Genomic DNA, 9,078 nt, shown 5'->3' with positions numbered 1-9,078 from the left:
TTGGTTTGGAAGCCTACACCATACCTGTACTCAGGTTGGTGTAGGAGATGTCACCCACAGACAATCGCCAGCCAATTCCGGCTCGTAGTGTTTTATCAACTGCCATAGAGATTAATCAGCGTCTGGGTCATGAAAATCTAGGATTTCTATCAGAAACCCACGGTTTTATGCCCACTGAATTACCCTTACTAGCATTACCACCCAGCTATAAGATTTGGGATAATATTGCTGAGGAATTACCAGATCTTTGCCGAGGACTTAGTTTGCGCCAACGTCTCGACGCAATGCCTATTCTACCTGCTGATGTCAAGAGCCTTCCCGATCCAATGGTACTCCGTGCCTCGGCAATTATCAGCGCCTTCGCCCATACCTACTACTACATCGATGCAGAACCTCCCTCTACTTTACCTCCATCCATCGAGCAACCTTGGGAAGAAATAGCCCGACGCTTACACAGAAAGGAAGCCCACATGTCCTATATCGACATGTCAACCTATAACTGGCGTTTAATCGATCCCAACGATCCCAATCCGATGCGGGTAGAAAATCTGCGACTACTGATTCCCTATTGGGGTAATGAAGAAGAACGTATTTTTCTGGGCAGTACAATTGAAATTCAGGCTCACTCCACACCCCTAGTCAGCGCGATAGTCCGCGCCCAGGAAGCTGCTACCAGCGACAACCCCCAAGAGTTAGAAAAAGAACTATTGGTGATGCTGGATTGTTTGAATCACCTGACTTTTGTTTGCTTGCCCAAGGTAATTCCTAATTCTCGTAGTACCTTATTCGTGGACCCGGTTGTCTGGGCGAAAACTATCGCCCCCCTCTCCGTGCCAATTCGCAAAGGTGCCGCCGGACCTGTTGGCGCGGCTACAGCGTCGCTACAAGCATTAGATGCCTTCCTAGAAAGGGGTAGTTATGCTAGTGATATTGGCAAAGAAAGTATCCACGTTAGAGAATGGTTTCCCAAACACTGGGCTGATTTTTTTTTAGCAGTAAAACAGATTTCTGTTCCTAACTATATCCGACAGAAAAATATCCCAGGACTGACGCGACTCTTCCAAGATGTACTATATGCCTATGCAGGTGAAAATGGGTTTCTCGGACGACACCGCCTTAAGGCTGCTGGTTATATAGAAACAGCTTTTAAAAGCGGACGGAGTGCTACCGCAGCTTTTAAAGGTTCCTTCAAAGATCGGATTTGGGACAATATAGACAAACAACTAGAACTAGCACGTCAAGAGCGTTACAATTGTTTTTTCAAGCAAAATAACTACCATCATGCTTGGATTAAAGAAATTAAAAATGTGAGCGATGGCGGCAATGTAGTCCAAGTAAAACTAGCACTAGCAGACAGTTTTGTCTATTACCGTCCTGGCGATCGCTGTGCGATTTTACCAGAAAACAATGAGATACTAGTAGAAAAAACTATCAAATCATTACAGGCAACAGGAGATGAATTGATCCCTTTAGATCGCACTTGGCAGTTAGCTATTAATTATCGCGATCGATATCAATGTTGCCAAACTTTGCCCCTCCGTACATTATTAAAATTCGGGCAAATTCGTCCAGTCAAACGTCCTGTTGCTAAACTATTATTTACCCTCACAGATAATCCCACCCTAGCACAGATTATCCAGAACCATTTAGAGCAGGAATGGGAACTTTGGGATTTGCTAGAATTGCTAATTGCTGATGGCTTCGATCCTAGTCGGCTTTTAATAGCTGAACCTGATGCAGTTGAACATATCTGTCAGGTTGTGCCACCGGAATATTTTCGGCTTTACTCAATTTCCTCGGTCATGGCAAGACCCACTAGTTCCAGTTTAGCTAAAGGTGCAACTGAGTTAGAGTTAACTATTGGCAAAGTCCACTATGAAACCCAAGCAAATGCACTTTCTCGTCAAACAGCAAGGGAGGGTACAGCTTCCCAGTTTCTAGCGAGAGGAAATCAGGGTAAACTTGCCATGAGAATTGTTCCTTCCCCAACTTTTCACCTACCACAAGATGTCAGTCTTCCTATAGTTATGTTTGCTGGAGGGACTGGTATTTCACCTTGTCGGAGTTTTCTGCTAGAACGTGCTAAAACCGAAAATTCTGGTGCAAACTGGTTATTTTTCAGTACCGCTACCACTTTGGATTTCCATTATCAAGAGGAATTGACAGAATTAGTAGCCGCAGGAAAGCTTCAGCTACGAATGATTTTTTCCCGCGAGGATATTCAAGCTACTTTTGTGCCCAATAGTCAGGGAGGTAGCTGGCAATTTACACCTGGAAATCGACATCGAATTGGTGATGAGATTCAGCGTCAGGAGAACGCCAATTTACTTTGGTCACTCTTACTTGGCATCAAAGAGGGTGGGCAAGGTGCTTATATTTATGTATGCGGACAAACTGGTTTTGCTACCAGCGTCAGGGAGGCAATTGAGGAAGTTATCGCAGGCTTTTATCAAGGTTCTCCCAAAGAAAAACAGCAATTTGCACAGGAAACGATGGAAAATCTAGTGGCAGAAGGTCGTTATCTGGAAGAAACCTTTACCCCGTTTGTCACCGCTTTTGATCGGACTACCACATTGTACGATCTGTCTGAAATCGCTTTGCACAATAATGAGGAAGAAGGATACTGGCTGATTATTGAGGATGCGGTTTATGATGTTACCCCTTTCCGAAACAAACATCCTGGAGGGTTTAAGATTCTCCGCGCCTACTCCGGGATGGATGCCACATCTGTCTATCATAAAGTGGGACACCATGCCAATCAAGAAATTCAAGCGATGTTAGCTAGTTATCGAATTGGGATTGTGCGACAATTTGCTAATGCCCAAGCATCTGCTGCGATTGACAACTTTTACCGCAGTTGGATTGGCTATCTTTTTCTCATCGTTGAGATAGAAAATGCCCTTACTAATGATTTCAGTATTCAGAGGGAAGCCGCCACCCAAGATGAAGTGGAAAATGGCATTTCTATTTCTCCTGTGAAACTGATGATGTATATGAAAACCCATCAGCGTTTTGTCTTAGAGTTTTTGCCTCATATTTTTGGCGAAGTATGGCAACAAATCTGGCAAACTACAGGGGAAATATATCAGGAAGATATGACTTGGTTGCTAGAAGCGATTGCGCAACTTCAGGAAACAGGAACCGCCCAAAAAGTATTGGCAGTCTACCCACAGTTCATAACTAAACTTAAAACCGCCGTGGCTGATGATACAATTACCGATGCTAGAGAAATCCTGGCATTTCACGAACACTGCACCAATCTGGAGCAGGCAGACAGCAACTTGTTACAGCAACTGAAGCTGATTGTCTGTAAAATAGTCCGGCTATTCGAGCAGTTTGGGGATGATGTAATGACTTCAGAGGTTAGGACAGAAATCAAGCAAATCGCTAGACAGTTTCCTAATATAATAGATCATTATTATCATCGGGTGGCTGTACTAGGTGCAAGTCTATAGAGGAAAGAAGTTAGAAAACAATGATTGATTTACATACCTATGAAATTGACCCAGTCCGTGGCTTTCTCCCCTCAGAAGATCCTCTGACAGAATTGCCACCTGCTTTTGCTGCTTGGGAGGAGATGAGCGCACAAATCCCTGCCTTACTGACTGCTGGAAAAGTCAGACAGATCCTGGGTAAAATGGAAATTATCGATCCAGCCCCCCTAGAAGGCAAGCGACAACTTTATCGCGCTTTTCTATTGCTTTCGGTCATGGCAAATGCCTATATCATGGGGGAGGCAGAACAGGCATCGATCTTGCCACGGAATCTAGCAATGCCACTCTGGGATGTAGCACAAAAAGTAGGGCTACCTCCAGTATTTACCTATTTCTCCATGATGCTCTATAATTGGTTTCGCATAGACAAATCAGAACCAATTGATTTAGATAACCTGGCAATTTCTCGTTCCTACCAAGGTAGTCAAGACGAACACTGGTTTTATCTGGATATGGTAGTTATCGAAGCCAAAGGTGGTCCAGCACTCAAAGCGATGGTTGAGGCACAATCGGCGATCGCAAAAGACGATCCGGTGGCTGTAGAGCAGAATCTCCGTTGTATAATAGCCGCACAGGAAAAAATGCTAGCCACCTTAAAACGCTTGCCAGAAAAATGCGATCCCTATATCTTCTATAATCGATTACGTCCCATTCTAGATGCTTGGAAAGATCCCGGCATCATCTATGAAGGTGTCAGCGACCAACCCCAAATGTGGATTGCCGCTAGCGCGGCTCAGTGTGCTTTGTTCCATGCTTTAGATATTGCCTTGGGTATCGCCCATCAGGATCGCGGTGGTGAGTTTCTGCGAAGAATGCGCGACTATATGCCCCCAGGTCATCGTCAGTTTCTCGCAGTACTTGAAGCTGGTCCTTCTTTGCGGGAATATATCTTAACAAAAAAACAAGATTATTTAGTACTGAAGGAGCTATACAATCAGAGCATTGAACTGTTGGATACCTTTCGGAAGAAACATCTAGAAATCAGTGTCAGTTATGTGGTAAAACAAGCTAGAAAAAAAGAGACTAGTGTATCCGGAACCAGTGGAACTAATGTAACGCGCTTTCTGGGGCAAGTGCGGCGAGAAACATCGGAGTTAGTGATTCAGTAATTTTGTTGTTTGTGATTGGTAATTTGTTATTTGTTCAGAACGAATGACTAATAGCAAATGACCAAGGACAAATAACCAACGACAAATAACCAATAAACTAGGAGAACTTAATGAGTTTTGACATTTTAATTATGGGGTCAGGTTCGGTGTGTGAAACAACCTGTCGAGCTTTAGCCCTGATGTCACCAGCACCCCTACGTGTGGCGGTACTGGGTCGTTCAAAAGCCAGAGTCGATATAGTAGTGGCATTAGCTAACGCTATGTCCGGTGCGTTAAATCATAAAGTTAATTTTATTGGCGATACCATTGACTGGGACAGCGAAAACGATTTACCTGAGAAAATTGCCAAATATTCTCCCCGCCTCATCTTTCAGACAGCATCCCTACAATCGCCATGGGATTTTCTTGGTGCATCCAAAGAGACGCGCTGGAAACAATTAGTTTGGGCAGCAGGTAATGCCATTATTGTGCCAACGCAGGTGGCTTTGGTGAAACGGGTAGCGGCTATTGTGAAAGGAATGAATCCCTCTCCAATTATGGTCAATGCTTGTTTCCCCGATCATGTCAATCCAATTCTGAAATATCTGGGTCTGCCGATTACTTCTGGTATAGGAAATGTGGCTATGTTTGCTGGCTGTCTCCGGTGGCGCTATCCCCAACCAGACCATAAAATACAAATTATTGGCCACCTTTATCATTACTTCAAGATACTCGGCAAAACTCACTCAGATCTTGATGGTCCACGGGTATGGATTGATGGCAAAGAAGTGCTAGATGTAGAGAAAAATCTAGCTGATGTTTTCCATGATTTGCGATCGATCAACGATTTAGGCAAAATTATCAACGAATTGGTGGGAACAAACAGCGCTGAAGTCCTCACCGCCTTGCTGGGAGATACTCCAGTAATGACTCATGTACCCGGTCCAAATGGCTTACCTGGTGGCTATCCAGTAATTATGCAAAATGGCAAAGTAGAGTTAGATCTTCCGGCTGACTGTACAGAAGAGGACGCGATCGCCCTGAATAAGCAAGGGGGCTATGATATGGGTGCTGCCATCATCGATGAAAATGGGTTTTCCGCCTTTAGTGCCACTGCCTGCGAAAAATTGATGGACTATGCACCTACTTTGGCAAAAGGTTTCCACGCCAATGATATCGACTCAATTTGTCAAGAAATCATTGACCTCCGTACCAAACTAGAGCAAGAATTAGTCGCCTAATTAACCCGCACAATTAATAAGGAAAACAGGGATGTTGAGATATGATAGCCATGCCGATATAGTTTTCTACAACGGTCAAATCTTGACTGTTGATCGGGATTTTTCTATTCAACAAGCCGTGGCTATTCAGGGTGACAAAATCCTTGCTGTTGGCTCAAATGAGGTAATTCTTCAGTTAGCTGGCGACTCGACAACTCAGGTAGATCTTAAAGGTAGGACTGTAATTCCCGGTTTCAATGATTCTCACCACCACTTTATGAACCGGGCAGCCCGTGCCTATAATGGAATTCGTTTGGATCAATTCACCTCTGTGCCACAAATACTAGATGCAATAGTAGAAAAAGCCAGAGAATTAGGTCCAGGAGAAATTATTATCAGCAACGCAGGTTGTGCGGCTGAGTTATTAGATGAAGGTCGAACTCCCACTATAGAGGAACTAGATCGAGTTGCGCCTGATAACCCGGTGGTTCTTACCTTTGAAGATGGTCGTCATACCAACACGAGGATGATGGAACTATCTAACATTACTAAAGATATACCGAACCCAGCTAAAGGTATCATTGGTCGAGATCCTGAGACTGGGGAATTAACCGGAGTTTTTGCGGGTACTGCGCAACGGCTACTACTCTCCAAGGGTTCCAGCGCCACAGGGGATATCGGTGTATTTACTGAGGGGCAGCTTTACACTGCCGTGAAATGGGCACAGCGTTTGGCTAACTCCGCCGGGATTACTAGCATTCGCAACCCCTCACTCCAACCTTATGAAATGGTCGCCTATCAGCGGCTATGGCAGAATCGGGAACTAACCTTGCGGGTAGCGATGGATGTCAATGTCGATCATGTTAACTTATCAGTGGAGGAACTGGAAAAAGAGCTAGGAAGCTGGGGAATCCGCCCACCCTTTGGTGATGAATGGCTCAGGGTGAATGGGGTGAGCGAACTCTGGGTGGATCAATCCACTGATGGAATGCTGAATAGTTGGTCTTATTCAACCCTACCCCTAGCTGGGGAAGGTCAAATTGGCTACCGAGGGATTCAGCGTCTATCCTGCGAGAAACTCAACCAAATCTGCATTACCCTGAACAAGCTAGGTTGGCGACCTCTGGTACATGCGGGGGGGGATGTGGCAGTGGATATCTTGCTAGATGCTTTTGCCGCAGCGGATCAAGTTGCTTCCCTGAAAGGTAAACGCTGGGTGGTAGATCACGCCCATTACGGTCAATCACGCCATATTGAACGGGTCAAAGAGATGGATTTGGTGGTGGCAATGCAGTACCATCCCTATATGTACTACCCAGTTTTTGCACTCTATCATAGTGCAGAACGTGCTGCTCATCTGTTCCCAGCAAAAGACTGGCTGGATGCTGGTATTATTGTGGCTGGGGGTAGCGATTATTCTAAAATACCACCTAGTCCTTTTGAAGGGATCTACTTTTTTGTCACCCGTCAGACCAAAAAATGGGGTGCAATCGGTGTGGAACATGGGGTAACTCGCGCAGAAGCTTTGCGGATGTATACCCTGAATTCAGCTTATCTCACCTTCGAGGAATCGATTAAGGGTTCCATAGAATCGGGAAAACTGGCGGATTTGGTGATTCTTTCGGCGGATTACTTAACTGTCAGCGACGAGGATATTTTAAATCTGAAACCGATGGCTACTCTGGTGGGTGGCAAGGTGGTTTATCAGGATGCGGATTACGAAGTGAAGTTTCCACCTAACTTAGTCCGTTGAAGCGCCAAGGGTGAAGGATGAGATTTGTGGTAGCTAGCCAAACTAGATCTAACAATTTCTCATTTATTTACAGAAATTGTAGGAAAAGAAAACGAAAAATTGAGTGAGATGGGAGGTTCAATAATGAAAAAAATCGATCTGGTTTTTAGAACTGTTGGTGAAAGAACTTCCACGGCGGCTTTAGAACTCGCGAAAAAAAATATTCAGCCGCAACAAGTACATATTATCGAGAATGTGCAACCCTTTGCCAAAGCAGTTGAGCAAATGCTGGAGATCGATTATAACTGCGATTATGTAGTATTCGTTGATGCTGATTGTTTGATTCTGGAAGATATGGTGCCCTTTCTTCAAGACAACACCATCCCATATATAGATTGTTATGTGCTAGATAAGTTTCGCGGCTACATCCATTGCGGCGTACATATTACCCGAATTGATATTGTCCGTGCTATGCAAAAGGTAAAGGTTCCTCAAAACGATCCTCATTACCTGGCAAGACCAGAGTCAAGAACTCGTAATTTAGCCCTGCAAGAGCTAAATATGTTATCAGCTAAAGCGTTTAAGGCTTTCAAAATATTTCACGACCTTTTTCAGTTCTACCAGCACCTATTTATTAAACATGCGATTAAAGAACTGAGAATGAGAAATCGCCAAGATTATTTCAAGGCTAAACTAGAGATTAGTCAAGAAGATTGGGCAAGGGAAAGCCATGATGGAGATTTCCAGGTAGCTAACTATGCTGTTAACTACACTAGAAACAGAATTAAACCCGATACTCAACCGGAAGAAATTGCTAGATTTATTGCAGAACTCCCCCAGATTGCCAAGCAAGAATTAGATCTGCTAAAGATTGAGGAGAAAAAGCCATTGACTTTATCAGAAATTATAGAATTATCTGGAAATATCGACCCGTACAAATGGCTGCGCAGTAAGCGGATGAAGGTATTTGGGATTGGTTTAGGACGAACAGGGACAAAAAGCCTAACCACAGCCTTACAGATGCTAAATATTAATGTTATTTATCATCCTACTGATGAAACAACTATCGAGGAACTGATCGCAGGACAATATGAATTATCCCTCTTGAATGCTTATGATGGCATCACAGATATTACAGTAGCTCCCTACTATGCCCAATTAGATAAAATCTATCCAGATAGTAAATTTATCCTCACTGTAAGAGATAAAGAATCTTGGCTTAAATCTATAGAAGCACAGTGGCGCAAAAAAAAGGCATTTGACGATACACCAGGACAAGAATCTAAAATGAAACTGAGGAGAATGTTACGGAGTGCTGTTTACGGAACTTATTATTTTAATGCCGAGCGTTTATCATATATATACGACCTCCACTACAAAAATGTAACTGACTATTTCAAAGATCGTCCGGAATCCTTATTAGTCATAAATATTACCCAGGGAGAAGGATGGGAAAAATTATGCCCGTTTTTTGATTTGTCGGTGCGTGACGATCCCTTCCCGTCGATTAACAGAAAATTATAATTATAGCTAGGGACTAGGGG

The 9,078-nt window shown here is 43.8% G+C and carries 5 protein-coding genes; all 5 read left to right on the top strand.

Features of this window, described 5'->3' with window-relative positions; all coding sequences use genetic code 11:
• Positions 1 to 47: 47 nt before the first annotated feature.
• The 5 genes from NJ959_RS20695 (at position 48) to NJ959_RS20675 (ending at position 9,058) form a co-directional block, all read left to right on the top strand.
• A complete protein-coding gene (locus NJ959_RS20695; protein WP_254013636.1) occupies positions 48 to 3,455 on the top strand; it encodes a cytochrome b5 domain-containing protein in 3,408 nt (1,135 codons plus the stop codon).
• Between the two features lie 20 nt (positions 3,456 to 3,475).
• Positions 3,476 to 4,603 carry a PrnB family protein gene (locus NJ959_RS20690; RefSeq protein WP_254013635.1) on the top strand — a complete coding sequence of 376 codons (1,128 nt, stop codon included), beginning with the start codon at positions 3,476 to 3,478 and terminating at the stop codon, positions 4,601 to 4,603.
• Between the two features lie 110 nt (positions 4,604 to 4,713).
• Positions 4,714 to 5,823 carry a hypothetical protein gene (locus NJ959_RS20685; protein WP_254013634.1) on the top strand — a complete coding sequence of 370 codons (1,110 nt, stop codon included), beginning with the start codon at positions 4,714 to 4,716 and terminating at the stop codon, positions 5,821 to 5,823.
• 31 nt (positions 5,824 to 5,854) lie between these two features.
• On the top strand, positions 5,855 to 7,555 hold the full coding sequence (locus NJ959_RS20680) for an amidohydrolase (RefSeq protein ID WP_254013633.1): 1,701 nt from the start codon (positions 5,855 to 5,857) through the stop codon (positions 7,553 to 7,555).
• A 123-nt stretch (positions 7,556 to 7,678) separates the two neighbouring features.
• Positions 7,679 to 9,058, top strand: a complete 1,380-nt coding sequence (locus NJ959_RS20675) for a sulfotransferase family protein (protein ID WP_254013632.1) — start codon at positions 7,679 to 7,681, stop codon at positions 9,056 to 9,058.
• Positions 9,059 to 9,078 lie beyond the last annotated feature (20 nt).

Source organism: Limnofasciculus baicalensis BBK-W-15, from assembly GCF_024178385.1.
GTDB classification, from domain to species: domain Bacteria; phylum Cyanobacteriota; class Cyanobacteriia; order Cyanobacteriales; family Coleofasciculaceae; genus Limnofasciculus; species Limnofasciculus baicalensis.
The sequence above is the reverse complement of the archived record's forward strand: the minus strand, read 5'-3'. Positions and strand labels throughout refer to the sequence as shown.

What these genes read in the sequence shown, in the direction of transcription:
- NJ959_RS20695 (WP_254013636.1), top strand. Translation starts at nt 48, where the DNA reads ATGTCACCCACAGACAATCGCCAGCCAATTCCGGCTCGTAGTGTTTTA.
- NJ959_RS20690 (WP_254013635.1), top strand. Translation starts at nt 3,476, where the DNA reads ATGATTGATTTACATACCTATGAAATTGACCCAGTCCGTGGCTTTCTC.
- NJ959_RS20685 (WP_254013634.1), top strand. Translation starts at nt 4,714, where the DNA reads ATGAGTTTTGACATTTTAATTATGGGGTCAGGTTCGGTGTGTGAAACA.
- NJ959_RS20680 (WP_254013633.1), top strand. Translation starts at nt 5,855, where the DNA reads ATGTTGAGATATGATAGCCATGCCGATATAGTTTTCTACAACGGTCAA.
- NJ959_RS20675 (WP_254013632.1), top strand. Translation starts at nt 7,679, where the DNA reads ATGAAAAAAATCGATCTGGTTTTTAGAACTGTTGGTGAAAGAACTTCC.